General features: G+C 38.5%; 23 protein-coding genes. 6 read left to right on the forward strand and 17 right to left on the reverse strand.

Features of this window, described 5'->3' with window-relative positions:
* Positions 1-134 precede the first annotated feature (134 nt).
* Entirely contained in the window at positions 135-1,247 is a 1,113-nt protein-coding gene (mutY, locus tag QFZ31_RS15570) for an A/G-specific adenine glycosylase (RefSeq protein WP_307304149.1), read from the reverse strand.
* Between the two features lie 121 nt (positions 1,248-1,368).
* Between mutY and QFZ31_RS15575 the strand changes: the two genes are divergently transcribed.
* Positions 1,369-2,349 carry a metal-dependent hydrolase gene (locus QFZ31_RS15575; RefSeq protein ID WP_307304152.1) on the forward strand — a complete coding sequence of 327 codons (981 nt, stop codon included), beginning with the start codon at positions 1,369-1,371 and terminating at the stop codon, positions 2,347-2,349.
* Between the two features lie 56 nt (positions 2,350-2,405).
* On the opposite strand, the gene QFZ31_RS15580 is transcribed toward QFZ31_RS15575, so the two are convergent.
* A complete protein-coding gene (locus QFZ31_RS15580; RefSeq protein ID WP_307304154.1) occupies positions 2,406-2,675 on the reverse strand; it encodes a YfhJ family protein in 270 nt (89 codons plus the stop codon).
* A gap of 134 nt (positions 2,676-2,809) precedes the next feature.
* On the opposite strand from QFZ31_RS15580, the gene QFZ31_RS15585 reads away from it, so the two are divergent.
* Positions 2,810-2,983: a small, acid-soluble spore protein K gene (locus QFZ31_RS15585; protein WP_179602579.1), complete on the forward strand. Its 174-nt coding sequence runs from the start codon at positions 2,810-2,812 to the stop codon at positions 2,981-2,983.
* Between the two features lie 49 nt (positions 2,984-3,032).
* On the opposite strand, the gene QFZ31_RS15590 is transcribed toward QFZ31_RS15585, so the two are convergent.
* The gene (locus QFZ31_RS15590) at positions 3,033-3,356 is read right to left on the reverse strand and encodes a YfhH family protein (protein WP_306077249.1); all 324 of its coding nucleotides are present in this window, start codon (positions 3,354-3,356) and stop codon (positions 3,033-3,035) included.
* 84 nt (positions 3,357-3,440) lie between these two features.
* On the opposite strand from QFZ31_RS15590, the gene QFZ31_RS15595 reads away from it, so the two are divergent.
* Entirely contained in the window at positions 3,441-4,004 is a 564-nt protein-coding gene (locus QFZ31_RS15595; RefSeq protein ID WP_307304156.1) for an SDR family NAD(P)-dependent oxidoreductase, read from the forward strand.
* Positions 4,005-4,126: 122 nt separating this feature from the next.
* On the opposite strand, the gene recX is transcribed toward QFZ31_RS15595, so the two are convergent.
* Positions 4,127-4,936 carry a recombination regulator RecX gene (recX, locus tag QFZ31_RS15600; RefSeq protein ID WP_307304159.1) on the reverse strand — a complete coding sequence of 270 codons (810 nt, stop codon included), beginning with the start codon at positions 4,934-4,936 and terminating at the stop codon, positions 4,127-4,129.
* A 397-nt stretch (positions 4,937-5,333) separates the two neighbouring features.
* Here recX and QFZ31_RS15605 point away from each other — a divergent pair, with 397 nt between their 5' ends.
* On the forward strand, positions 5,334-5,468 hold the full coding sequence (locus QFZ31_RS15605) for a YfhE family protein (RefSeq protein ID WP_082799616.1): 135 nt from the start codon (positions 5,334-5,336) through the stop codon (positions 5,466-5,468).
* A gap of 94 nt (positions 5,469-5,562) precedes the next feature.
* The gene (locus QFZ31_RS15610) at positions 5,563-5,751 is read left to right on the forward strand and encodes a YfhD family protein (protein WP_063254529.1); all 189 of its coding nucleotides are present in this window, start codon (positions 5,563-5,565) and stop codon (positions 5,749-5,751) included.
* Between the two features lie 323 nt (positions 5,752-6,074).
* On the opposite strand, the gene QFZ31_RS15615 is transcribed toward QFZ31_RS15610, so the two are convergent.
* From QFZ31_RS15615 to QFZ31_RS15675, 13 genes are all read right to left on the reverse strand, one after another.
* Positions 6,075-6,743 (reverse strand): GNAT family N-acetyltransferase, encoded by a 669-nt coding sequence (locus QFZ31_RS15615; RefSeq protein ID WP_307304162.1) that lies wholly within the window; start codon positions 6,741-6,743, stop codon positions 6,075-6,077.
* Positions 6,744-6,745: 2 nt separating this feature from the next.
* Entirely contained in the window at positions 6,746-7,432 is a 687-nt protein-coding gene (locus QFZ31_RS15620) for a GNAT family N-acetyltransferase (RefSeq protein WP_307304164.1), read from the reverse strand.
* Positions 7,433-7,444: 12 nt separating this feature from the next.
* A complete protein-coding gene (locus QFZ31_RS15625) occupies positions 7,445-8,305 on the reverse strand; it encodes a carbon-nitrogen hydrolase family protein (protein ID WP_307304166.1) in 861 nt (286 codons plus the stop codon).
* Between the two features lie 93 nt (positions 8,306-8,398).
* A complete protein-coding gene (gene argH, locus QFZ31_RS15630; RefSeq protein WP_307304170.1) occupies positions 8,399-9,775 on the reverse strand; it encodes an argininosuccinate lyase in 1,377 nt (458 codons plus the stop codon).
* Positions 9,776-9,838: 63 nt separating this feature from the next.
* On the reverse strand, positions 9,839-11,050 hold the full coding sequence (locus tag QFZ31_RS15635; RefSeq protein ID WP_307304172.1) for an argininosuccinate synthase: 1,212 nt from the start codon (positions 11,048-11,050) through the stop codon (positions 9,839-9,841).
* A 78-nt stretch (positions 11,051-11,128) separates the two neighbouring features.
* Positions 11,129-12,106, reverse strand: coding sequence for an ornithine carbamoyltransferase (gene argF / locus QFZ31_RS15640; protein WP_307304175.1), 978 nt, complete (start codon positions 12,104-12,106; stop codon positions 11,129-11,131).
* Complete coding sequence (gene carB / locus QFZ31_RS15645) at positions 12,090-15,326, reverse strand: carbamoyl-phosphate synthase (glutamine-hydrolyzing) large subunit (protein WP_307304177.1); 3,237 nt, start codon at positions 15,324-15,326, stop codon at positions 12,090-12,092. The genes argF and carB overlap by 17 nt, the downstream gene beginning before the upstream one ends.
* Positions 15,313-16,389, reverse strand: a complete 1,077-nt coding sequence (locus QFZ31_RS15650; RefSeq protein ID WP_307311594.1) for a carbamoyl phosphate synthase small subunit — start codon at positions 16,387-16,389, stop codon at positions 15,313-15,315. Before QFZ31_RS15650 ends, carB begins: the two co-directional genes overlap by 14 nt.
* 5 nt (positions 16,390-16,394) lie before the next feature.
* Positions 16,395-17,594: an acetylornithine transaminase gene (locus QFZ31_RS15655; RefSeq protein ID WP_307304179.1), complete on the reverse strand. Its 1,200-nt coding sequence runs from the start codon at positions 17,592-17,594 to the stop codon at positions 16,395-16,397.
* A complete protein-coding gene (gene argB / locus QFZ31_RS15660) occupies positions 17,594-18,388 on the reverse strand; it encodes an acetylglutamate kinase (RefSeq protein ID WP_307304182.1) in 795 nt (264 codons plus the stop codon). The genes QFZ31_RS15655 and argB overlap by 1 nt, the downstream gene beginning before the upstream one ends.
* 14 nt (positions 18,389-18,402) lie before the next feature.
* A complete protein-coding gene (gene argJ / locus QFZ31_RS15665) occupies positions 18,403-19,629 on the reverse strand; it encodes a bifunctional ornithine acetyltransferase/N-acetylglutamate synthase (protein ID WP_307311596.1) in 1,227 nt (408 codons plus the stop codon).
* A gap of 43 nt (positions 19,630-19,672) precedes the next feature.
* On the reverse strand, positions 19,673-20,710 hold the full coding sequence (gene argC, locus QFZ31_RS15670) for an N-acetyl-gamma-glutamyl-phosphate reductase (protein WP_307304185.1): 1,038 nt from the start codon (positions 20,708-20,710) through the stop codon (positions 19,673-19,675).
* A gap of 550 nt (positions 20,711-21,260) precedes the next feature.
* Positions 21,261-22,592, reverse strand: a complete 1,332-nt coding sequence (locus QFZ31_RS15675; RefSeq protein WP_307304188.1) for a sensor domain-containing diguanylate cyclase — start codon at positions 22,590-22,592, stop codon at positions 21,261-21,263.
* Positions 22,593-22,810: 218 nt separating this feature from the next.
* On the opposite strand from QFZ31_RS15675, the gene QFZ31_RS15680 reads away from it, so the two are divergent.
* Positions 22,811-23,928 (forward strand): IS3 family transposase gene (locus tag QFZ31_RS15680; RefSeq protein WP_307311597.1). Its coding sequence is split into 2 segments (ribosomal slippage): positions 22,811-23,045 and positions 23,045-23,928, totalling 1,119 coding nucleotides; the frame shifts between segments, so codons are not numbered across the junction.
* Positions 23,929-23,959 lie beyond the last annotated feature (31 nt).

Here is a 23,959-nt window from a genome sequence, read left to right on the forward strand (position 1 = left end):
TTTTATTAAGTATTGCTTATAACTTGCCAATTTTAACTATATATATTCGTTGCTCAAAGCGTTATAGTAAATGAAGGAATGAAGTTTTATTGATAAAAAAAACACCGCAAAAAGCGGTGTAAATTTATTTAGTACTATATATTTTCAGTTCCAAATTTGAATCCATCATAGAGTTTAAGCATTTTATGAAAAGAAACTGGAAAGGCATGCTGTTCTATATCATCTAAGGTGATAAATTTCCATTCATTATTCTCCGAAAAATCTGCTCCTATTGTACCTATATATAGACGGATATTCCAGATTAAGTGGGAAAAAATGTGTTCTATTTGACCAATATTCTTTTCTAACTTAATATTCATATTAAATGTTTCTCTGAATAGGTCCGCAATTTGGGCACGTTCCATCACAATTGGTTGATGAAGTTCAACATTTGGAAGTTCCCATAAATTCGCTAGCAGCCCATTTTCAGGACGTTTATGAATTAATATCTTTCCATTGTCATCTTTCACAATAATTGCAGCAAGGTCCACATTTCTTTGTGCGTTCTTTTTCGTTTTGATGGGAAGTTCTGTCTCTACTCCCTCATGAAATCCTTGGCAATGATCCCGTACAGGGCAGAGTAGACAAGAAGGGGATGTAGGCGTGCAGATTAATGCACCAAGTTCCATTAATGCCTGATTAAAGGCAGATGGCTCATCATGGGAGATAACCTGCCTAACAGCTTCTTCGAATACCTTCCTAGTTGATGGCTTCGCGATATCCTCCCAAATCGATAGGATTCTTGATAATACCCTCATCACGTTACCATCTACCGCAGGTTCAGGGATCCCATAGGCAATACTTAAGATGGCGCCGGCAGTATAGGGACCAACCCCTTTAAGGTTTGAAATCTCTTTTGGTGAATCGGGTACCTTACCATCATATTTTGTGTTAACTTCCTTTACAGCAGAATGTAAATTTCTTACACGGGAATAATACCCTAGTCCTTCCCACGCTTTTAGAACTTTATCTTCATTTGCGTTTGCCAAGTCTTCTATTGTTGGAAACCATTCAATAAATCGATTAAAATAAGGAATAACCGTATCCACTCGTGTTTGCTGGAGCATGATTTCGGATACCCATACTTTATAAGGGTCCTGGTCTTTTCTCCATGGCAGGTCCCGTTGTTCGGCTTTAAACCAAGAAATTAAATCTTCCTGAAAATTTTTTATTGAGATATTTTCTATATTTTTCAACTCATTTACCATTACAAAAGTTCCTCCAACCTGTTAAACAAAACAAAATAAGGGAATATAATAATAAGCATTTTTTAACGATAAGCCATATTGTATGTTTTGACAAGAACTTATTAAAGGAGGATTTTTCCTTTTGGATACTGGAACTCATGTTGTAATGGGAGTTGCCCTTGGCGGTCTTGCTACTCTTGACCCAGTGGTAGCTAGTAACTCTGCAACCGCGACAAGTGTATTAATTGCTACCATCGCTGGATCACAAATACCTGATATTGATACCGTTTTAAAGTTAAGAAATAATGCGATTTATATTCGTAACCATCGGGGTCTCACTCATTCGATACCAGCTGTACTCTTATGGCCACTTATACTATTAGCTGTGATATTCCCCTTTTTTCCAGGGGCCAATCTTCTCCACCTATGGGGCTGGACATTTGCAGCAGTTTTCATCCATGTTTTTGTTGATATATTTAATGCTTATGGGACACAAGCGCTCCGTCCTTTTACCTCTAAATGGGTAGCACTTGGTGTCATTAATACCTTTGACCCGATCATTTTTGGAATTCACGTGGCAGCCATCGTAATTTGGGTTATCGGCGCAGATCCTGGTTATACCTTTTTGTGGATGTTCGTTATTTTAATTGGATACTATTTGCTTCGATTTTACGCCCAAGCGAAAGTACGATCAGCCGTTAGAAAATTAATACCTGATGCCACAGATATCATTACTTCACCTACCATGAAGTTTAACTTCTGGAGAATCGCTGCTATGAATGAAAAGGAGTTCTTTGTTGGCAGAGCAATGGGAACAAATATTGTGATATACGATCGGTTTAAGCGTGTACCTGTTCCTAAAACTCCGGTCCTTGAAGCAGCAAAAAAAGATAGTAATTTGGCTGCCTTTCTATCCTTTTCCCCTGTGTATCGTTGGGAATTAGATGAGTTTGATGACCATTACGAAGTACGATTTATTGATTTAAGGTACCGCAGCAATGGGCATTATCCATTCGTTGCAGTGGTCCAGTTGGATCTGGAGTTAAACCCAATAAGTTCTTATACGGGCTGGGTTTTCAGTGAAAAGAAACTGCGGAAAAAGCTTAGTATTATTCCAAGTTAAACGGGGCTGCTTGCGCTAGACAATAAAAAAGGCGAGTGACATGGGTCGCTTGCCTTTTAATTCATTGTATTTTTATCTTGGATGAGGAAGTCTTTATATTTAGGATTTTTCGCGACAAAATCATGGAGTCGGTCGCCATAATTTTCGATCCATTGTCTAACAATTCTTTCCGTCATTTCGCTGCCGAGATAATCCCTTCCCGCTTTTGCAGCGGTGGTTTCGAAATCTTCCCACATTAATTCAACCCATGTCCTAGCTTGATGATAGGAAAGCATCTCATTTTTTTCTAACAAAAGTTTTGCTAATCTTTCATGATAACCGTTCATACATTCACCTCATTGCCAATTTCTTATAACATAACCTAACCCTATAATTCGAATACTATTACCACGTGATAAGCACTGGTGTGACGACACTTTGCTATTCATGGTTTCTCATTCCCTTTTGATGGAGGTACAGCATGAGAAATAAAGAAACCAATTTCCCTAACCAAAACAACAACAAGTTAGAGGGAGAGCCAAGAGCAAAAGCAGAATATGCTTCTAGAAGAGCCGATGGCACGATCAATACACACCCGCAAGAGCGGATGCGTGCTTCTGGTCAGCGTGAAAAGGATACACCTGAGTTTTTGTAAGCTCTCAAACCAACGAGCAAACCAGAGACTAGTTCTCTGGTTTGTTTCTTTATTTGAGTCCGTTTAACATGGAAATGGGCAGGGCTTCTTCTTTTCCATCACCTTTTAGGCGATACCCCCACGCAAATACACCATTTATATAGTCTATTTTAAAATATTCCCCTGGGTCACCCTCAAGCTCATAAATTTCTCCTGGCTTGAAATTAGCAGGGTCTAATAGATACGCTCGTGCCATAACTGCCTTTCTCTCGAGCACGGCATATTCACTAACCATCCCCATTTGCTCTGCTTTTCTTGCCTTTTCTAACAGCTGGGCGATTTCCTGTTTTAATTCGTGCTCTGTCATAGTGCTATATCGTCTCTCCTGTTGCATTTCTCCCACTCCCGTTTTCGTTTTTTCCTTTATTTTAGTATAGTTATTTTTATTGAATTAATAAAGGATGAAGGAGAGATTTCATTGAAAACGATTATTGTTACCGGCGCTGGTTCTGGATTGGGGAAGGAATTATCCTTATTATTTTCGCAGCAAGGCTATGATGTCTTATTAACAGGAAGATCTGCTGAAAAGCTGTCAGCAGTTAAAGCTGAAATAGAACATGCTGGAGGTACAGCTGAATACGTCGAACTTAATGTTCAAGACGAATCTAATATTTTTAAAAAAATGGAAGAATTCAGCAAAAGTTACAAAATCTTTGGTTTAGTCAATAACGCTGGTGTGGGACATTTTGGCCCTTTTAGTAAAATAACACAACAAGAAATAAGTGAAATGCTCGACACAAATGTCCTTGGTACCATTTTAATGACAAAAGCTGTATTACCTTTCCTTCAAGAATTGGGTGAAGGTCTGCTGATAAATATCATTTCAACTGCGGGATTAAGAGGGAAAGTCAATGAAGCAGTTTACGCTGCAAGTAAATTTGCTGTCAGAGGCTTTACTGAGAGTCTGCAAAAGGAATATGAGAATAGCCCGATTAATATTAAAGCCGTATATATGGCGGCATGGATACTCCCTTTTGGGTAGGAAGCAATCACGTAACGGACACTTCACGCTTTCGTTCAGCTAAAGAGGTAGCGAAGATGATTATTGAGCAAATCGACCAGGATGAGATTATCATTGAAAGTAAAAAATCATGACGAACGGCGTCATGATTTTTCGACTTCTCCTAGATAATCTTCAATTAATTCCATTGAAAATCCTTTACGAAATAAAGCTTGTTTCATCTTTTGTTCATATTCAAAACCACTATATTTACTATATTTTCGATGAGCCTTTTCGCCCTGAAATCTAATGGCTTCCATTTCCTCATCTTGTTCCTTTTCCGTTTCCGCTTCATTTAGTGCTATATGAATGACATCAAAAGGATAGCCCTTCCTTAACAGCAACTGTTCCGCTTTTAGCTTAACAATCCGCTCCGAATCCTTTGAACTTTTTTTGATTAACTTTTCGGATATCTTAATGGCGTTTTCAACTTGATTCTCTTTAGGGTACTCGGCAATTGCCTGTTTAATAATAGCCTCGTTAATTCCTCTTTCTTTTAACTCCATAGTGATTACGTCTGGGCCTTTATCTGTCGTATTCATTTGAGTTCGTACAAAGGAAAATGCATATTCTTCATCATTAATATATTTTTGAGAAGCCAATTTATGTCGAACTTCATTAATGATCGGTTCTTCAACTTCCTTTTGTGTTAGATAATCCTTTATTTCTTTTTCAGATCTCATTCGTCTGGCCAAATAATTAACCGCTAAATTATATGCCTTCCGGATGTCATCTTGATACTGTATCTCCTGGATGGAAAACTCATCGATTTCTAACCCCTTTTTTAAATGAAACCTTACGAGAACATCACTGTCGACACTAAAAGCATATTCTTCGCCTTTTCCAGAATCCATAAAAATATTAAAGCGATCTTTATTTTTCTGCTGCGTGGTGATTTTTGTAATAACAGCCATATCCGTCACCTCACCCTTACTTTACCATATTTTTTTAACATTTGAGTATCATTCCATTCTGAAAAGGTAAAAATGGAGAATGTGCTTAATTTTTTCCATAAGCTTTTTAACAATTGGCTGTGCTAAAGCTAATTCTTGATTTTGCACCCTGTTGATTGGAGCGGAAGGCACGAAGACTCCTCGAAAATGCTATCGCATTTTCTTCGTGCGTGGGCGGACTCAAGGAAGTAAAATCAATGTCCTGCGGGAGTACGGGGCTGGGGAGACCCCACAGGCGCTTAAGCGCCGAGGAGGCTCCCCGGCACGCCCTAAGGTGCGCGAAGTGCCTGGAGCGGAAATCAACAGGCCCATTTACACAGCCTAACGATTAACAAAAATGTTGAAAGGAATGAGCAAAATGGCAGGAAAAAAGAAAAAGGATATGGGCAGAGGGAAATACAGCTTAACAAGTACACAAGAGGTACTGTATCAGCGTGACTTTAAATTAGCAGACCGTGCTGGCGGCTTTAACGACAGCAAGACAAAACTTTAATATTTTCCATTAATGGACCCCTTTCTAATGGTACATGCTAATAGAGGGAACTTCTTAGGTTCCTTAATAGCTAACATTGAAAGGGGTTTTTCTAATGGGTCGTGCGCAGGGACATAAAACTCGTGATAAAAACAAAGCATCACTTCCACAGGTTCCTAAAAACATGAAATCAGATGGTTATGATGTGGAATATTCCGCTGAATTTGCTGATCATGCAGACCTTGAAGCAATGGCACGAGCAAATGCAGCCAACCAGCGCGTGAAGCGTAGAAAAAACAAATAACCCTTTTAAGAAATTGGCAGTGCATTTTTGCTGCAAAAAAAGAGAAGCAGGATTACTCCTGCTTCTTTAAACAATTTATTAGGGGGAAAAATTGATTAAATCATCGAACCCTATAGAGAGATTAATGCCATTATCCGGCAATAGGACCCGGGTAAAACTCATACTAGGTGATTGTGAATCGAATCACGATCTCCTTTACAACTTCAATATACTCCCCTTCAATAGCAATAACAATGGTTTTCACAGTTTTTTAACATATTAACAGTAGAAATATGAATAGTATGTGAACTTTATAAGTTGTTTATATTAGAAACCCACTTTTATTAAAGCGGCAATAATGAAATGGTCTCTTTCTTTCTTAAGTCCGCGACCATATCCAGCCATTCTTGCGGTTTATTTGAAAGAATGGAGTAATAGGTGGTTAGAAAATCAGCCACAAGGGACGCAGGAATAGAGTCTAGCTCATCGTCCATTGGCATAAAGCAAAAATCGAGTCCTTTTACAGCCTCACCATTATTTTCCCATGATGGATGTACATACGCTAAATCAATTCTTTTATAACCTAAATGTGAAAGAACCTCACGACGCACATAAGGGTCCATCACCTTAACGCCACCAAACTCGTGTCCTACTCGATATGGATCATAAATTTCGGCAAACATACCGAAAAGCTCTTTTCCATTATCAGCAGCTAGTTTTTGTAAATCCTTTAAGCGGTTCTGTGCTAAGAATCTCCCTAGGCTAAGACCAGGCCTGCTAATGATTGTGAAATCTGTCATCGCAATATTCCAATCTGGATAATAACGATATTCGGTTGCCCCTACAACCTCCTCGACATTAACAGCAACAAACACGCGAATACCTGGATCCTCCAAAGGCTCCTTCCATAAGTCATACTCTAAGACTTCCTCCGGCGGAAATATTTCTCCCATTAAATCATGCAGTTTTTTAAAGTTTGGATCTTCAATACTAGTAATTCGTTTATATTCCATTCTTAACACTCTCCCTGTATTGAATTAAATGGATTTTTCCATTCCATTAATGCAGCATAATTATATGATTCTTCATCGTCCAGATAATTTTCTACAATGCCAATCGGAATCCGACCGCAGCGAAGCAAAAAAGTAATAACAGGGTCCTTTAAATCCCCTTTTAGTAGCTTATTTATATACTGCTCCGGTGTCATGGTGTCAGCTACTTTATGATAACCCGGCATTCTGCCACCACCAAGCAATCGCACTAGTTTTTTCTGGATCACCACATGATACATAGCTTGCATCATCAGTTTACCAAGACCAAGTTTTCGAAACTTTGGACGAACACTAATATCTACAATATAGAGTGTATTACCACTAGGATTATGATTTTTAATGTATCCATGATCCGTGATTTCTTCCCAAGTATGCTCCATATTGTTAGGATCAAAATCGACACAAAGCCCTGTAAGGGAGCCCGCTAATATTCCATCGACTTCAATACATATAGCTCCCTCTTTAAATCTCATCACATGGTTCGATAATTGTTCTTTATTCCACCATAGGTCTGAAGGAAATGGAGGTGGAAAGCATTCAGACTGTATTTGAATAAGTTCGTCAAAATCGTCTTGAGTGTAATTGCGAATAGTCACAGGAACTGGCTTATCTTGGTCAAATACGTAGAATTCACTCCGATACAAGGCCATTCCACCCTTCAATTATTTTTCCCAATCCGGATATAAATCTGTTCTCCGGTCACGCCACGTAGTAACGGATCCTCGCTCTCTTACTTCATATAATAACTCCAGATCAAGGTCAGCTGTGACAACCGTATCGTTGTTCACTTCCCCTTGCACGAGAATACCTTTTGGCGGGAACGGGATATCATTTGGTGTAATAATAACCGCTTGCCCGAAATTAGCACGCATGAAATCAACGGTTGGCAAGGCACCGACTGTTCCGGTTAAAACCACATATACCTGATTTTCAACAGCACGTGCATGACTTGTATAGCGTACACGGTGGAAGCCGTGGCGGTCATCGGTACAAGAAGGACAAAAGATCACGTCGGCACCTTTTGCTTTTGCCATGCGGACAATTTCAGGGAACTCAATGTCATAGCAGGTGAGCAGGGCAATTTTCCCTTTTTCTGTTTCAAAGATTTGAAAGCTGTCACCTTTCTCCATGTTCCATTCGTTTACTTCCGTAGGGGTAATATGAAGCTTGGCCTGCTCGCCAATTCTTCCGTCAGGATAAAATAAATGAGCCGTATTATAAAGCTTGCCGCCCTTTTCTATAACATGTGTACCGGCAATGATGTGCATGTTGGTTTGTTTGGCAAAATTCGTGAATAATTCTCGGTATTGGTCTGTGAATCCAGGTAGGTCGTTGATTGTCAGACTCTTCCCTTGCCCATCTCCAATTGATAATAGCTGTGTGGTGAAGAATTCAGGGAAAAGAACAAACTCGGCTCCAAATTCCTCCGCCGTTTTTATATAATGCTCGCATTGTGCGGCAAATTCTTCAAAGGACTGAATTGTATGTAAATGATACTGTACAACTGAGACACGTAATTTCATCGTTCTTCCTCCTTTTAAAAAAATGATATGAGGAAATTATCTACTATTTTGGATATTAATACAAATAAAAAACCACCCTTCGGTGGTTTTCGCTTATTTACCTAGTTTTCCTTCGCCAAGCTCGATTTGTTTAATCACCTGTTCAGGAGATGTCCCACCGAAGCTATTTCGAACGGCCACAACATGCTCTGGTGATAGGACCTCATAAATATCCTCTTCAAATAAGGAATTGAACTCTTGGTATTCTTCAAAGCTTAAATCAAGTAAGAATTTTTGGTTTTGAATCGCATATAAAACAATCTTTCCAATGACTTCATGTGCTTCTCTAAAAGGCAGGCCTTTTCTTACCAAGTAGTCGGCAATATCGGTAGCGTTAGAAAAATCATTATTAATCGCTTTTCTCATAATATCTTTATTAACCGTCATTGTTTCAATCATTGGCGCTAGTAACATTAGTGAGCCTTCCAATGTCTCAACAGTATCGAACATTCCCTCTTTATCTTCTTGTAAATCCTTATTGTAAGCTAATGGTAATCCCTTTAGAACTGTCAGTAAACCAATCAAATTACCAAAAGTACGACCCGTTTTTCCTCTTAACAGCTCAGGAACATCTGGGTTCTTCTTTTGCGGCATAATGCTGGACCCTGTACAAAAAGAGTCATCGAGTTCTACAAATTGAAACTCTTGGCTTGACCAAATCACAAGCTCTTCAGATAATCTTGAAATATGAGTCATAATAATGGAACCAATTGAAAGGAATTCTAATATAAAATCCCTGTCACTCACGGCATCCATGCTGTTCGGATAAACCGTTTCAAACCCAAGTATCTCTGCCACACGTTCACGATTAATAGGGAATGTAGTCCCTGCCAATGCACCAGAACCAAGTGGCAACCAATTGACACGCTTTAAGCTATCAATCAGTCTCTCTTTATCACGTTCAAACATCCAGAAGTACGCCATCAAATGATGAGCAAATGAGACCGGCTGAGCACGCTGGAGATGAGTATAGCCTGGAATTAACGTGTTAACATTCTCTTTTGCCTGAACAAGCAGTGAACCTTGAACATCCTCAAGCAGTTTAATCAATTCCGTGGTCTTTGTTCGTAAGTAAAGATGCATATCTGTTGCAACTTGGTCATTTCGACTACGGCCAGTATGAAGCTTACCGCCAACAGGACCGATTTTTTCTATCAATAATTTTTCAATATTCATATGGATATCTTCATCTGCCACTAAAAACTCAACTTCGTTATTGTCAACCATCTTTTTGATTTCTAGCAGGCCAGCTTTTATTTTTTCCGCGTCCTCAAGCGGAATAATGCCGCATTCACCTAACATCTGAACATGTGCCATGCTGCCGGCAATATCCTCTTTGGCAAGCTTTTGATCAAAGGAAATGGAAGCCGTAAATTCTTCCACTAACTTATTGGTTTCTTTCGTAAAACGTCCGCCCCATAATTTGGACATTGTTTGCCCCTCCTCAAAACTAACAAGTTTGCCCTCGAAAAGGTTTCGAGGGCACCTGGATTATTATTTCATTATCTTTTCTTTATTATTTACTTCAGCATTTACCTTTGTAGGCAGTCCCCAAATTTTGATGAATCCCACAGCCGCATTATGGTCGAAAGCGTCCCCTTTTGAATAAGTTGCCAATTCTTCATTATAAAGACTGTTTGGCGACTTACGACCTACAACTGTATGGTTTCCTTTATGGAGTTTCACTCGAATCGTCCCAGTAACTACCTTTTGCGTTTCATCAATAAAGGCATCAAGAGCTGGCTTAATTGGTGAGTACCAAAGTCCTTCGTAGATGATTTTTGTCATTTGCTGCTCTACTTGGGTTTTGAACTGTGTTACTTCACGTGTTAGGGTTAAGAATTCTAATTCTTTGTGAGCATTAATTAATATTAACGCAGCTGGATTTTCATAAACTTCTCTGGATTTAATTCCAACAAGACGATTTTCAATATGATCAATACGACCAACCCCATGTTTGCCGCCAAGCTCGTTCAAAGTTTCGATTAATTGCACCAATGGCAGCTTCTCACCATTCAATGCAACAGGAACACCTTGCTCGAATTCAATTTCAATATATTCAGCTTGATCTGGTGTTAATTCAATTGGTGCAGTCCAATCAAATGCAGCTTCCGGTGCTTCTGCCCAAGGATCCTCAAGAACACCAGCCTCACAAGCACGTCCCCAGATATTCGCATCAATCGAGAATGGATTGTCTAAATTTACTGGGATTGGAATACCATTGGCCTGTGCATACTCAATTTCTTCGTCACGAGTCATGCCCCATTCACGAACAGGAGCCACAACCTTTAAGCTTGGGTTTAATGCTTGAATGGAGACTTCGAAACGAACCTGGTCATTTCCTTTACCAGTACAGCCATGTGCTACAGCTGTAGCTCCTTCTTTTTCCGCTACTTCTACTAATAATTTTGAAATTAACGGACGTGAAAGTGCAGATGATAGCGGGTATTTCCCTTCATATAAACAATTAGCCTTTAAAGCTGGTAAAATATATTCTTTTGCTAACAATTCTTTCGCATCAATCATGTAAGCTTTGACAGCACCTACATTCAATGCCTTTTGTTTAATTGCCTCTAGATCCTTACCCTCACCAACATCTAGACCTAATGCAATAACATCATAACCATATTTCTCCTGAATCCATTTCACTGAAACGGAAGTATCTAATCCTCCTGAATACGCTAAAACAATTTTTTCCTTAGCCATTTATATATTCTCCTCGCATTTATGTGAATTAATATTCAATCAATAGAATTATTATACACTAAAAATCAAAAAAATCTACTATTCTAGCAAAAGTTTTAAAATTGCTTTTTGAGCATGAAGTCTATTCTCTGCTTCATCAAACACTACCGAATGTGGACCATCAATAATTTCTGCCGTAACCTCTTCTCCACGGTGTGCTGGTAAACAGTGTAAAAAGATATAATCCTTTTTCGCATTTTGACATAATTCAGCATTTACTTGATAGTCTGCTAAATCTTTTAATCTTTTTTCCGTTTCTGCCTCTTGACCCATACTAGTCCAAACATCTGTGACGACAATATCGGCATCCTTGATAGCTTCTTTTGGATTATGTGTAATTGTAATTTTGCTTCCAGTTAATTTGCCGGCCTCAATCGCCCTCTCAGTTATTAGACCATCAGGTAAATATCCAGGGGGGCTTGCAATGCTGATATGCATTCCAACCTTTGCTGCACCTTCCATTAATGAATGAGCCATATTATTGTTTCCGTCTCCTAAATAGCACATCTTTAATCCGGCTAATTTCCCTTTGTGTTCTTGAATCGTTAATAGGTCCGCCATCACTTGAGTTGGATGATGCAAATCAGTTAGACCGTTAATTACCGGAACGGTCGCATGCTCTGCCAGTTCCTTAACAGAGTCGTGTGAAAACGTCCTAATCATCATGCAATCGATATAACGAGATAAAACTTTTGCTGTATCTGAAATACTTTCTCCTCTACCCAGCTGAATATCCTTCGAACTTAGGAAGATCGCATGCCCTCCTAATTGGAGCATCCCTACCTCAAAGGAAACTCTAGTACGAGTTGAAGATTTTTCAAATATCATCCCTAGAACCTTTCCGCTCAAATAAGGATGTGGTTTTCCTTGTTTTTGAAGGCTTTTCAGTTCCTTTGCTTCCTCTAAAAGGTAAAGAATCTCATCTGTATGAAAATCGGACAAGGATAAGAAATCCTTGCCTTTTAATTGTGGCTGTTGTGACACACCCTTTGCGTTCCAGTTAATCACATTTGACATGTTCCACACCGCTCTCTTTGATATTGTAATATTCCGTTACTGTACGTACCTCTGATTGAGTAATCGTTTGAGCCTGAAGGCTGACCATTGCTTCCACTGTATCTAAATGAGTAAATACCGGTACATTGTAGCGGGTTGCTTGTTCACGAATGTAAAAACCAAATTTTATTTTATTTCTTCCTTGGTTTGGTATATTAATGACTGCTTGAATGGTATTGTTTTTGAAAAGTTCATTTACATCTTCGTTGTCTTTAATAACATTTTCAATTTTAAAGCCCTTTTCTTGAAGGAATCGTGCTGTCCCTTCTGTTGCAGTTAGCTTGTAATTTTCATTAACAAACTGCTGTAGAATTGGAAGGCTGGCTTGTTTTTCCCGATCGGATATGGAACAGAATAAATATTTTTCTGTTTCATCACTTGATAAAGGGAAAGCTTTTTCTAGCGCTTCATGGAAGGTTGCTCCTAAACCTAACACTTCACCTGTTGATTTCATTTCCGGTCCTAAAACGTGGTCGACTCCCTTTAGTTTGCTTCTTGAAAATACAGGTGCCTTAACCGAGTAATAATTTGGTTCTGCTAATAAACCATTTTCATTCGATAGAGAACTCAAGGAAACTCCTAATTGAGCCATTACCGCCCATTCAATCATTGGAACGCCTGTAACCTTGCTCATAATTGGAACCGTACGTGACGAACGTGGATTCACTTCTAATACAAGGACTTGGTCCTGATAAATAACAAATTGGATATTCATGATGCCGACGATTGGAGCCGATTTAGCAATTTTTTCAGCATAATCAATTAATGTTTCTTTAATCCCTTCCGCTAATGAGATTGGTGGGAAAACACTAATACTATCCCCAGAATGTACGCCCGCTCTTTCGATATGTTCAAAGATTCCTGGAACAATGACATTCTGTCCATCACTAATGACATCCACTTCACATTCTAATCCAGGAATATATCGGTCTACTAATAACGGCCACATTTTTTCCTGTGAGGAGTTTTCCTCAAGCTGCTGGATATAATAGTTTAGCTCTTCTTCTGTAAAAATAGTAAACATCGATTGCCCGCCAATGACATAGGATGGACGTACCAATACTGGATAACCAAGTCTTTCTGCAGCTGCCAGCAATTCATCTTTATGTGTAACGGTCTCACCCACAATATGTGGAATGTTTAAGTTTTCAAGTAACTGATAAAATTCTTTACGATCTTCGAAGGCATCGACACTTTTAACACTTGTACCTAGAATCTTTACTCCTTCTTCTTCGAGGTCATGAGCCAAATTTATCGCAGTTTGCCCGCCAAACTGAATTAACACACCTTCCACTTTCTCTTTTTCAATAACTGTAAGTACATCTTCAGCTGTTAATGGTTCAAAATAAAGGCTGTCAGCTACTGAATAATCTGTACTAACTGTCTCAGGATTATTATTGATTACGACTGCCTCATAACCCATCTTTTTAATCGCTTTGGCTGCATGGACCGAACAGTAATCAAATTCGATTCCTTGACCAATTCGGATTGGTCCTGAGCCAAGAACGAGAATCTTCTTCGTATTTGTAACCTCTACCTCATCCGCTCCAAGCCATGTTGAATAGTAATAAGGGGTTACCGCATCAAATTCTGCAGAACACGTATCAACCATCTTGTAGCCAGGCTTCCAGTTAAGTTCTTTCCATTTACTTCTTATTTGCTTTTCCTCTATGCTGTATATTTGTGAAAGCAGCTTATCGGAAATATTATGACGCTTCGCTGTTTTTAACAGAGAAAGTGGTACATCATTCCATCCATAAGAAGCTAATTCCACTTCTAAGTCAACAATGGAGTTGATTTTGTTTAAAAACCATGAATCTATCTCGGTTAACTGCTTAATTTTTTCTAGAGAAATGCCTCTTCTGAATGCTTCTGCGATCATAAATAATCTTTGGTCATTTGGTCTTTCAAGTTTTTCAAATAAGACTTCTGTATCTATGCTTTTGTTTGATTCCAGGCAAAGTCCAAAGATATTTAATTCCATCGAACGAATTGCTTTATTTAGTGCCCCTTCAAAGGTTCGGTCAATCGACATTACTTCACCAGTTGCTTTCATTTGTGTACCTAATGTACGATCAGCCTCTGGAAATTTATCAAATGGAAAGCGTGGAAGCTTCACAACAATATAATCAATTGCCGGTTCAAAGGATGCAAAGGTGTTACCTGTTATTGGGTTCACAATCTCATCCAAATGATATCCAACCGCACATTTAGCTGCCATCCTTGCAATCGGATAACCAGTGGCCTTTGACGCTAATGCAGATGAGCGGCTTACCCTTGGATTTACTTCGATAATACAATATTGGTTGGATTCTGGATTAAGAGCAAACTGGATATTGCAGCCGCCAATAATCTCTAATTCTCTAATTACTTTAAGAGAAGAATCTCGAAGCATTTGGTATTGGACATCGGTTAATGTTTGTGATGGAGCAACAACAATAGAATCACCGGTATGAACGCCTACTGGGTCCATATTTTCCATATTACAAACAATGATACATGTATCATTGGCGTCCCTTATTACCTCATATTCGATTTCCTTCCAGCCTTTAATACTTCTTTCGACTAGGACCTGATGAATCGGGCTTGCTGCTAATCCTTTCTTTAGAACATTTTCAAGCTCTTCCGCATTATGGGCAAAGCCGCCGCCGTGTCCGCCTAGTGTGTATGCAGGTCGGATAATAACAGGGAAACCTATCTCGTTAACGAAAGTTACACCTTCTTCGTACGTATGAATAATCGCAGATTCTGGGATAGGTTCTTCAATCTTTATCATTAAACTGCGGAACCGATCACGGTCCTCGCCATTTTTTATCGATTCTACAGAGGTTCCTAACAACTCTACATTGTATTTATGAAGAATACCTTTTTCATAGAGTTCTACCGTTAGATTTAAACCAGTTTGACCGCCTAAAGTTCCAATAATTCCATCAGGCTTTTCTTTTTGAATAATTTTTTCAATGGTTTCAACATTTAAAGGTTCTATATACACTTTATCGGCAACAGTTTCGTCCGTCATAATCGTTGCTGGGTTACTATTGATTAATACCACCTGTATTCCCTCTTCTTTAAGAGCGATACAGGCTTGTGTTCCCGCATAATCAAATTCAGCTGCCTGCCCGATTACAATGGGGCCTGATCCAATTACTAATACTTTTTCTAGGTTTTTATTTAATGGCATAACGTTTATCTCCCACGGAATTTATCTGGTATACAAAATTTTCAAGGATGTATTGGGTGTCACTTGGTCCTGGATGTGCTTCCGGGTGAAATTGCACGGTTTGGATCGGAAAGCGGCGATGCTTTAACCCTTCAATGGATTTATCATTAACATTTCGGTAGGTGACCTGGAAGACCTGAGTATCAATACTTTCATCAACCACAACATATCCATGGTTCTGAGCAGTAATTTTCACTTTACCTGTTGCTATTTCTTTAACGGGGTGATTGCCGCCACGGTGTCCGTAGGCAAGTTTTTCCGTTTTCGCTCCATATGCAAGGGCAATTAATTGATGACCTAGGCAGATACCTAGAGTTGGATAGTGCTGTGTAATCTTTTTGATTTCTGGGAACCATTGTTTTAGCGCCATCGGATCGCCAGGTCCGTTGCTTAATAACACACCGTCCGGATTTAAGGCTTTAATCTTCTCAAAAGATGTATTAAATGGGACGATCGTAACCGAACAGTTTTCATCTAACAGTGCATTGAGTATTGACTTTTTATAACCAAAATCGATCAGGACAACGTGGGGTCCTTCATTATTGAAAAATTGCATTTTTTTCGTTGAGACTTTCTCTACCCAAAATGGTATCGTTTTGTTTTCAGTAAAAGTTTCTTGTTTGGACTTACTTAAATATCCTTTTACTGTCCCACGGCTTCGAATCGTTTTGACAAGTAATCTTGTATCCACGCCTGCAATCCCAGGAACGCCGGCCTGCAGTAATTTTTCAGAAAACTTATTAATCGATTGGTAATGACTTGGTGTTTCACATAAATCACCAATAACCACTCCGGCTAAGGATGGGGAAATGCATTCATCGTCCATTGCATTGATTCCATAGTTTCCGATTATCGGATAGCAAAACGTAATGAGTTGCCCTGCATAAGACGGATCTGTAATGATCTCCTGATATCCAGTCATACTTGTATTAAAAACAACTTCTCCGATTGAATCCTTGTTCGCACCTATTAGTATTCCTTCAAAAACCTCTCCGGTTTCCAAAGTAAGATAACCCTTTTCCAAAATACTCACTCGCCTTTCTCTATACTTTGGAAAGTTATTTCCAATGCTTCGATAAATTCGTTGATTTCCTCTTTCGTTACCGTTAATGGCGGAAGCAGTCTAACAACATTTGGCCCCGCTGTTAAAATTAACAGTTGATTTTCAATTGCTTTTTGAACGATTTGAGGAGCCTTATTTCCGACAACAATCCCTTTTAAGAGACCTTTTCCTCTAATATCTTCTATAAAAGTGTACTTTTCTTTAAATTTAGTTAACTGTTCATCAAAGTACACCGAGATTTCATTAACATGCTTCAATAGATTACTATCAATAATATGGGATATCGTTGCTACCCCTGCTGCAGTTGCCAGCGGATTGCCGCCAAAGGTACTTCCATGTGTACCAGGTTCAAATGCTTTCGCTGCTTTTTCTTTCGCAATAATCGCACCAATCGGAAAACCTGATCCAAGACCTTTTGCTACACTAATAACATCCGGTTCTATACCGTATTGTTGATAAGCAAACAGTGTGCCGGTCCTGCCAATCCCTGTTTGAATTTCATCAACCATTAGAAGGATATCTTTCTCCTCGCATATTTCTGCAATTTTCTTTACCCATTCCTGATTAGCTGGAATGACTCCACCCTCACCCTGGACGAGTTCCAATAAGATGGCTGCAGGCTCGAGTGATTTTAGTTGATCAAGTGCTTCAATATCATTAAATGGCAGATAACTAAAGCCTTTCACTAAAGGAGCAAATCCCTGTTGGATTTTTTCCTGACCTGTGGCCGATAATGTTGCCAATGTTCTGCCATGAAAGGATTGCTGAAAGGTAATAACTTCGAAGGAATCTGTTCCTTTAACTTTCTGTCCGTATCTTCTTGCCAGCTTGATTGCTGCCTCATTTGCTTCTGCTCCGCTGTTGCAAAAGAAAACCTGATCTCCACAGCTATTAGCGGTAAGTAGAGCCGCAAGTTCTTGCTGATTTGGAATGTTATATAAGTTAGAACAATGCCAAAGATTTTGAAGCTGCTCTTCAAGCTTTTCTTTCACCACGTCCGGCACATGCCCTAAATTACAAGTTGCAATGCCTGAAGTGAAATCTAAATATTTTTTCCCTTGATCATCCCATACATAGCTTCCTTTCCCCTTTACCAACGTAATGGGAAAGCGGCTATAGGTTGCCATTACCGGCGAAATTTGGGAAACAGAAGTATTAATGGTCATTAGGCAATCTCCTCGTCTAAAACAATTTTTGTTCCGATATTTTTACCGTCTACATATTCTACTAAGCTATTTTTTTCAAATCCATCGATAATACCAACCATCGGTATCTTATGAACTAATCCATCGATTGCTGCTTTGACCTTTGGAATCATCCCGCCATAGATGGTTTTATTCTCAATCAGTTCTTCTACTTCAGCTTTGGTAACCTTATCTAATTTCGCTTTTTCACCATTATTTTCAACTAAGATTCCAGGTATATCACTGATAAAGCAAAGATTTGCGCCAAGCGCCTTTGCCACTGCACTTGCGGCAACATCACCGTTAATATTGTATCGCTGCCCATCTGCACCAATGCCTATTGGTGAAACAACAGGTATATGTCCTTGGGATACAATACTTTCAATGACGGCGGTATTTACTTCAACCACTTCGCCTACAAAACCTAAAGTTACATCTGAAGTCGGAATGGCTTTTAACAAACATCCATCCACTCCACTTACACCGAATGAACTTCCGCCTGCTTCAATGATGTTCCGTACTACTTGTTTATTCACTGTTCCACTTAGCACCATTTCAACAATATCTAATACCTCGTGATTGGTTACTCTTAATCCATTTACAAAGGTAGTTTCTACATTTAAGCTTTTTAACAATTTATTGATAAGTGGTCCCCCGCCATGGACAATAATCGGCGTCCATTCTCCATTTTGATGAAGGGATATCACATCTTCATAGAAGGATTTGGGCAGATTTTCTAACACACTTCCGCCACACTTAATGACTATATAGTTCATCTTTGTCCCTCCACTTACGTGCGGTAGGATGCGTTGATTTTTACATAATCATAAGTTAAATCGCAGCCCCATGCCGTTGCACTTTCATCACCTTGATTTAGTTCAACAAGAATTTTAACTGTTTCCAATTCTAAGTACTCTTTTACTTCTTCTTCTACGAATGGACAAGGTAAGCCATTTTCAAATACCTTGTAAGGACCGATTGCCACTTTCAATGCATTTGGCTCAACAGGTATTCCTGAGTATCCGATGGCTGTTACAATTCTTCCCCAGTTCGGATCAGTGCCATAGATAGCGGTTTTTACGAGATTAGAAGAAATAATCGATTTTCCTACTGCTCTTGCAGCTTCATGACTATAAGCCCCGTTTACTTGAACTTCAACGAGCTTCGTGGCCCCTTCACCATCTCTGGCAATTTTCTTTGCAAGCTCTTCACTTACCAGCTTTAGGCCAGATTTGAAAAGCTCCCAATCTGGATGGTCTTTTGTTAGCTGTTCGTTACCAGCTAGCCCGTTTGCCAAAACCAAAACCATATCATTCGTACTTGTATCTCCATCAACTGTGATCATATTGAAGGTTTGATTTGTTATATCTTTTAATGCTGCATGTAAATCCTCATGGGCAATATTGGCATCTGTTGTGACAAAACCAAGCATGGTCGCCATATTCGGATGAATCATCCCAGATCCTTTTGCTGCACCTCCGATGCTGACTGTCTTACCATCTATTTTCATTTGAACGGCAACCTGCTTGATACAAGTGTCCGTTGTTAAGATTGCATTCTTGAAATTTTCTTCTGTTGCATATTTGGTTTGAAGAATTTGATTAATACCTGTTTTCACCTTATCCATCGGTAAAAGTTCACCAATAACTCCTGTAGAAGTAACTGCAACAAGGTGTTCCTCGATTCCTAGCTCGTTGGCAAATCCTTTTTGCATTTCAAAAGCGTCTAACAATCCCTGTTCCCCGGTACAAGCGTTGGCATTACCGGAATTGACGATGATAGCCTGGATTTTATTTTCTTTTGCAATACTCTCTTGAGTAACTAAAAGGGGAGCCGCTTGAAAAATGTTCGTTGTATACACGCCAGCTACCGTTGCTGGAACTTCCGACACAATATAACCAAGATCAAGACGTTTTCTTTTAATCCCACAATGCATGCCACCTGCTTTAAAGCCCTTTGGCAAGGTAACACTTTCTTCTTCTAATACAACGACATCTTTATTTGAAACTGCTGGCAACAATTTAATTCCCCCTTTATTCTAGGTAACTCGTAAATTATCATTATGGATACATTGGTATGCTATTAAGTCCTGTCCTGACATCCCAATCATTTATTAGGTTTGCATTCTGTATGGCTTGCCCTGCTGCGCCTTTAACCAAATTGTCGATTACAGAAACGATTGTAAGCCGATTGGTTCGTGGGTCAACATGCAATCCAATATCGCAGTAGTTACTGCCACTAACTTCTTTGGTTGACGGATAGCTTCCGTCTGGCCTGATCCTGACAAATGGATGATTTTCGTAAAACTGTTTATATAAATCATTCACTTCACTCGTTGAAATTTTTCCCAATAAATTAACATACGCTGTTATCATGATTCCTCTTGTCATTGGAACCAAATGTGTTGTAAACGAAATGGTGACCATCCTGCCAATTTCATCTTTAAGTACTTGTTCAATTTCAGGTATATGTTGATGAGCTCCAAGCTTATATGCTCTTACATTTTCATTTATTTCTGCATAATGAGAGGTTAAAGAAAGACCCCTGCCTGCACCGGAAACTCCTGATTTAGCGTCAATAATAATAGATTTTGAGTCAGCCAGATTTGCTTTTAAGATTGGAAGCAAACCGAGGCTGGTTGCAGTTGGGTAGCAGCCCGGATTAGCAATTAGTGCTGCACCTTTAATTTCTTCTGCATAAATCTCACTTAATCCATAAACTGCCTGGCTCAAGTATTTCTCCTCAGGAGCTGAATGCTTATACCATGTTTCATATTCATTTTGCGACCTGAGCCGGAAATCTCCTGAGAGGTCGATCACTTTTATTCCCTTATCCATCAATTGTGGAACCAGTTTACTACTGACGCCTGATGGAGTAGCAAGAAACACGAGTTCATTTTGTTCGGATAATCTATTTACATCAAAGCTTTCAAGTGGTTGATTAATAATATCAGTTAGGTGCGGATAGGATTCGCTAAAGTTGTTACCCGCTTGAGAGTTGGAAACAACCGAACCAACCTCTAAATATGGGTGATTGTTTATAAGCCTTATTAACTCAATTGCTCCATATCCTGTTCCACCAATTATCGCAGCTCTCATTTATTCCAACTCCTAAGTCTCCTACATAATGTATCATTATACATATTTAGTAATAATTATTCAACAAAAAAATTGCCCAATTTTCAGTTTTCATTTAATTTTTTCGCTATTATTTTTGGAAACGCTTTCATCATTCGATGTATGAATATACAATTTATATGCATGCCATAACTTCCTTCAAAAAGAGACCCCTTGGCACTAAACATCATCTTAATTCCCTGCTTCCACAGCCTTCTCGTTGACGGCCTTAGTGTCCAGGAAGTGATTCTTATTGTTAATAGAACAAAGCATAAAACTGTTGCCCATAAATATCCGTATAAGCCCATATCGAAATATCCAAATTGTTCTGATCCAATATAAACTGAAAAAAATACAATCACTAACACGATGAATACATTTCGTGCTGATTTTCTTGAAAAAGCAGTGAATCTTCTTCATATGGATAAAAGTTCATATGCTAAACTCCTTTACACTTTGTCTCGTTTAGTATGCCAAGGCACTATATAAAAATTTCCAGTAAACATCCATAAAAAACAAGAAACCGGCCAATTTATAATAGGCTGGTTTCTTGTTTTTTATAGATTTGATAATTATTTCTTCCATTTTTCTTTGCTTCATATAGAGCAAGATCAGCGTTTTTAAATAGTGTTTTTTCTTCTAAGTCCACTTGATTGTAAAATGAAATGCCAATACTTGAAGTGATTTTGATTTTTTCATTGGCAATAATCCATTCATTACGGAGAGATTGTTGGATTCTATCAGCTATTTCTATCACATTTGTTTTTTCTGTCAACTCGGGTATTAGAATGACAAATTCGTCTCCTCCAATTCTAGCAAGGAAATCATTTTTTCTTATCGCTCCTTTAACGCGCATGGCAAATTCCTTTAACACCTCATCACCAATGTCATGTCCATAAGTATCATTAATTTCCTTAAAGTGATCAATATCAAGAACAAATACAGAAAGCAAATGTTTCGTTTGTTTTGCTTTTTCCATCTCTATTTTTAGACATTGTGAAAAGTACGTTCTATTAGGAAGACCGGTTAATGGGTCATGAAGAGCTAACTCTTTTAACATATCTTCATATTTCTTTCTTTCCGTGATGTCTTTATATGTAACGACACCGCCGTCCCAATCACCATTTTGATCATAAAGAGGAGAAAACGAGCCTAGAAAATAAATGATTTCGCCATTTTTTGTTATTCGTTTTACTTCATGAGTTTTCACTGTCTCGCCATTTTTTACTCGTTCAATGATTTTACTTAGGTTTTCTTTTTCCTCTTCAGGGATAAATCTAATGGACTTATCCTTCGCAAACTCTTCTGCTGTCCAGCCTATTATTTTTTCAAATGCTTTATTTACAGATACAATATTTTGATTTTTATCAAATGTAAACATCGCATCCGCCACGCTATTCCAAACGAGCTCAAAACGGTCTTTTATTCTTTGTATTTCAATTTCTTTCTCTCTTTGTTCTGTTAGATTACGAACAATGGCTAACAAATGGGTACACTCACCCTCTTGATTAAATACAGGCGTTATCGTCGACTCCCAATAAATTACTTCTTTAATACTGTTTTGAGACGGGTGAGAAACAGTAACCATATCTTCGTATTTAATCGGCTTTTTTTTCTCCATTGCTTCTTCGTATTTGCTTTTGACAATATGGTAAGTATTTGTTGGAAGAACCTCCTTTATCGGTTTGCCAAAGGATTCATTTGTTAAACCGTAAAGGTCTTTAGCGGGCTTATTTAAAATAACATAGCTTAATGATTTATCACGATGTACTTTTGTTAAAAAGACTAAATCAGTCATGTTATTAATCAGTTGATAAAATAAATCCGGTCTATTCAAAATCTCTAAACTGTATTTTTCAACCATATTTTCTCCTTTCCATGGAAATTCTAATATAATCTTTACTCTATTCTACACCCTTTACTGTGAAAATATAAAAAGCTCAGCCCGAACTATAGAGTGACCCAATAATATGAGACAGGAAAAAACACCCCCTTAGTCGTATTAACACATTTATCGACATTTGGAGGTGTTTTTCTTATGGGTAAAAAACATTTTATCCTGAAGAGGTAAAAAAGGAGGTTATACGTCTTAAACTCGCGGGGGAATTGACGAATAAAGAGATTATGGAGATATATGGGATAAAGAACAAGACTCAAATAAAGACTTGGATGAGTTGGTATAGAAAAGGAGAAGAACACAGGTTGGCTCAACCAATTGGTAAGCAATATGCTTTTGGTAAGGGGCCAGATGATGAAACTGAGTTAAGTCAGTTAAGAAAAAAAGTTAAATACTATGAAATGCGAGATGAAATTATGGGAAAGTATCAAGAAGTCGAAAGGAAGTGGTTCCGGAAATTTTTGTAGAAGTTGTAGAATCGTTTAGAAGTAAATATTCCATATCTGAAATTTGTGAGTGCTTTGGAATTCCAAGGTCTACTTATTATCGTTGGAAGGAAAAATCTAAAGATGAGGCACCATACTTACACCAGCTAATTATTGATATTTGTAAATCTTTATCTTACCGAGTGGGCCATAGAAAGGTAAAGGGGCTCCTATGTAAAGATTACAATATAAAAGTGGATCGAAAGACAGTCCAAAAAGTGATGCAAAAGTACAATATTCAATGCAGAGTGAAAGTTAAAAGAAAAAATTATATTGCAGGGGAAAGCAAATTGGTGGTAGAGAATCTCCTTAATCAGAACTTTTTAGCTGATAAACCAAATCAAAAATGGGTAACGGATATTACTTATCTACCATACGGAGAAAAAATGCTTTATTTATCAACAATTATGGATTTGTATAACAACGAAGTTATTGCTTACAAAGTGAGCGATTCACAAGATGTTAGTTTAGTCCTGGAAACTCTCGAAGCAGCTTGTGATGGAAGGGAAACTTATGAAATTATTTTGCATAGTGATCAAGGTTCACAATATACATCATACTCCTTTCAGAAATTAGCTAAAGAAAAAGGCATTATCACAAGCATGTCCCGGAAAGGCAATTGCTATGATAATGCCGTAATCGAATCCTTCCACTCCTCGCTAAAGTCGGAAGAATTCAGTACCCAATTAAGGGCGCACCTTACAGACTCTATTGTACTAGAAAAAGTAGATACGTACATGTATTATTACAATTATATACGACCATTTACAAAATTAAATTGCCACAGCCCTGTTGAATATAGGGCTGTGGCAGCATAGGTGTTTTTTCTTGTCCCGTTTAACTGGGTCA

It is taken from the genome of Neobacillus niacini (assembly GCF_030817595.1).
GTDB lineage: Bacteria > Bacillota > Bacilli > Bacillales > Cytobacillaceae > Neobacillus > Neobacillus niacini_G.

Bases quoted from the DNA above. Each gene is read 5' to 3' on its own strand.
- QFZ31_RS15580 (WP_307304154.1), bottom strand. From the start codon at position 2,675: ATGAACGGTTATCATGAAAGATTAGCAAAACTTTTGTTAGAAAAAAAT.
- argH (WP_307304170.1), bottom strand. From the start codon at position 9,775: ATGTCCAAATTATGGGGCGGACGTTTTACGAAAGAAACCAATAAGTTA.
- QFZ31_RS15605 (WP_082799616.1), top strand. From the start codon at position 5,334: ATGGCAGGAAAAAAGAAAAAGGATATGGGCAGAGGGAAATACAGCTTA.
- mutY (WP_307304149.1), bottom strand. From the start codon at position 1,247: ATGGTAAATGAGTTGAAAAATATAGAAAATATCTCAATAAAAAATTTT.
- QFZ31_RS15620 (WP_307304164.1), bottom strand. From the start codon at position 7,432: ATGGCCTTGTATCGGAGTGAATTCTACGTATTTGACCAAGATAAGCCA.
- QFZ31_RS15675 (WP_307304188.1), bottom strand. From the start codon at position 22,592: ATGGTTGAAAAATACAGTTTAGAGATTTTGAATAGACCGGATTTATTT.
- QFZ31_RS15655 (WP_307304179.1), bottom strand. From the start codon at position 17,594: ATGACCATTAATACTTCTGTTTCCCAAATTTCGCCGGTAATGGCAACC.
- carB (WP_307304177.1), bottom strand. From the start codon at position 15,326: ATGCCATTAAATAAAAACCTAGAAAAAGTATTAGTAATTGGATCAGGC.
- argB (WP_307304182.1), bottom strand. From the start codon at position 18,388: ATGAACTATATAGTCATTAAGTGTGGCGGAAGTGTGTTAGAAAATCTG.
- QFZ31_RS15585 (WP_179602579.1), top strand. From the start codon at position 2,810: ATGAGAAATAAAGAAACCAATTTCCCTAACCAAAACAACAACAAGTTA.
- recX (WP_307304159.1), bottom strand. From the start codon at position 4,936: ATGGCTGTTATTACAAAAATCACCACGCAGCAGAAAAATAAAGATCGC.
- QFZ31_RS15625 (WP_307304166.1), bottom strand. From the start codon at position 8,305: ATGAAATTACGTGTCTCAGTTGTACAGTATCATTTACATACAATTCAG.
- argC (WP_307304185.1), bottom strand. From the start codon at position 20,710: ATGAGAGCTGCGATAATTGGTGGAACAGGATATGGAGCAATTGAGTTA.
- QFZ31_RS15610 (WP_063254529.1), top strand. From the start codon at position 5,563: ATGGGTCGTGCGCAGGGACATAAAACTCGTGATAAAAACAAAGCATCA.
- argF (WP_307304175.1), bottom strand. From the start codon at position 12,106: ATGTCAAATGTGATTAACTGGAACGCAAAGGGTGTGTCACAACAGCCA.
- QFZ31_RS15615 (WP_307304162.1), bottom strand. From the start codon at position 6,743: ATGGAATATAAACGAATTACTAGTATTGAAGATCCAAACTTTAAAAAA.
- QFZ31_RS15590 (WP_306077249.1), bottom strand. From the start codon at position 3,356: ATGCAACAGGAGAGACGATATAGCACTATGACAGAGCACGAATTAAAA.
- QFZ31_RS15635 (WP_307304172.1), bottom strand. From the start codon at position 11,050: ATGGCTAAGGAAAAAATTGTTTTAGCGTATTCAGGAGGATTAGATACT.